A 2078-nucleotide genomic window follows, 5' to 3' on the forward strand; every position below is an offset into this window, starting at 1 on the left:
CGCAGGAAGGGCACTTCGAGCGCGGTGCGGAGCATCGGGCCCACGGGGGTGCGCAGTCCGATGCCCCACTCCTCCCGGATCGAGGTGGCGCCGTCGAGGAAGCGCAGCAGGCGCTGTGGGGGCGTGCGGCGGAACAGGCCGGTGAAGAAGGCGGGGCCGTCGATCCGCCCGGTGTCCAGGGCCCGTAGCAGCACGGCGTCCATGGCGAGGGCCCGGCGCCCGTGCGGTGCGGGCACGCTGCCGTGGCCGTCCCGCAGGGTGGCGGCGATGGCCCGGCTGTGCCGCTGCACGGCCGCGAAGGTGTAGCCCGTGGCGGGGCGGGTCGCACCGCCCGCCGTCCCGATGCGGAAGACGGCCGCCCCGGCCCGCCGGGGAAAGCGGGCGTCGGTCATGGGGATGACGCCGTGCTCGGCCGATCCCACGGTGAACTCGCCCAGGCGCAGCACCTCGCGGGCGTAGTGACCGAGCGCCGCCTCGTAGGTCGCGGTGGTCAGCGGGGTCCGGGAGAACTCGGTGTACTCGACGAGCGCCCGGTCCGGGGCCAGCGGCAGGACGTAGCCGAAGGCGAGCCCGTGCCGCGGCTGGGGGACCCGGAAGTCCATGAGGTCGGCTACCGCCGGGTCGAACCGGTCGGTGCGGGTGCGCACGAACCAGCCGCGGAAGTGCTGCAGCAACCGCGTCCGGGCCGGGGGCAGTGCGCGCAGGGGTCGCGAGTCGAACACGTACCGGGAGCGCAGCGTCAGCGTGCGGCCGTCGGCCGCGGTGCAGCGGACCTCCGCGCCCCCGGGTACGTCGCGCACCGAGTCCGCCGTGGCCCGGAGGAGACGCCCGCGGGGCGAACGCGCGAGCCGCGCGTGCACCAGCCGTTCGAACGCCGTGGAACGCACCATGCGGTAGCGCGACGGGGCCGGGTCGACGGTGAGCGGGCTGCCGTCGGGGCCGTGCACCCGCAGCAGGGGCCAGGTGGCGGTGACCGCCTCGTCGAAATCGTCGTCGGTGCCGGTGCCGGTGCCGTGGTCCCAGTAGCACCAGGTCCGCTCCGCCGGGCGCGCGGGACCGTCCGGCGGCTCCACCACGGTCACGGTCACGACGCCGTCACCGACCAGCCGGTGCGCGAGACTGAGGCCGGCGGCTCCGCCCCCGACGACCACCACGTCCGACGTGCCGACGGGCCCCTGGCTCACCGGGCCCACCACGCGCCGCTCATCTCCGCACCCCGCTCCCGGCCGCCCGGCCGACTGTGTGTTGTGCTCCGTCCCCCTTCGGGCGGACGGCCGTGTTCGGATGCAGCCGGCCGGATCTACGAGTGCCGACGGCCGTACTCGGATGCGGACGGCCGGATCTACCAGTGCCGACGGCCGTACTCGGATGCAGCCGGCCGGATCTACCAGTGCCGACGGCCGTACTCGGATGCGGACGGCCGGAGCTACCGCGACACCACCGACTCCAGAAGCGCGACGGCCTCGGCCAGCCCCGTCGGACGGGGCAGGCCGGTGACGGTCCGGCCGGTCCAGCCGGGCCCGATCGTCAGCACCACCGGCTTGCGGCGGGCGCCCCGCACCCCCCACTCCATCGCGGCCACGTGCTGGGCCAGCGGCCGGCTGGCGGTCGTCCGCGACTGCGCCCACAGCCCCACGGCCGCCGGCCCGGTCCTGCGTACGGCCGTGACCAGGGACTCCACGGGCAGGGCCCCGCCGAACATGCGCACCGGCAGACCGCGTTCGGCCAGCGCGGCGGCCAGCACCTCCAGGGGCAGGGTGTGGTTCTCCCCCGGCACACAGGCGAGCACGACGGTCGCGCCCGGGCGGTCGGCCGCCGAGGGCGGAGCACCGCGCCGCAGCGCGCCGGAGACGTGCCAGGACAGGAAGTGCTCGACCTCGACGTACTTCTCGCCCGAGTTCTCCCACTTACGGCCGACCGCCTGGAGGGTCGGCATGATCACCTCGGTCCAGGCGGCGACCAGCCCGTGCTCGACGATCGCGGCCTCGAGCAGCCCGTCCAGCGCGGCGGCGTCGAGGCGCAGGGCCGCACGGGCGATGCCCTTGCACTCCTGACGCACGTCGCCGAGGCGCAGCCCG

General features: G+C 75.7%; 2 protein-coding genes. Both read right to left on the bottom strand.

Features of this window, described 5'->3' with window-relative positions:
* Window positions 1–1184 (bottom strand): lycopene cyclase family protein (locus ABZ281_RS47255; protein WP_356664784.1); only part of this gene is annotated, 1184 nt, incomplete at its 3' end.
* Between the two features lie 242 nt (window positions 1185–1426).
* Window positions 1427–2078: B12-binding domain-containing protein (locus tag ABZ281_RS47260; protein WP_356664786.1), on the bottom strand; the 652-nt coding region annotated here is incomplete at its 5' end.

Origin of the sequence: Streptomyces sp. NPDC006265, assembly GCF_040613555.1 — a bacterium.
GTDB lineage: Bacteria > Actinomycetota > Actinomycetes > Streptomycetales > Streptomycetaceae > Streptomyces.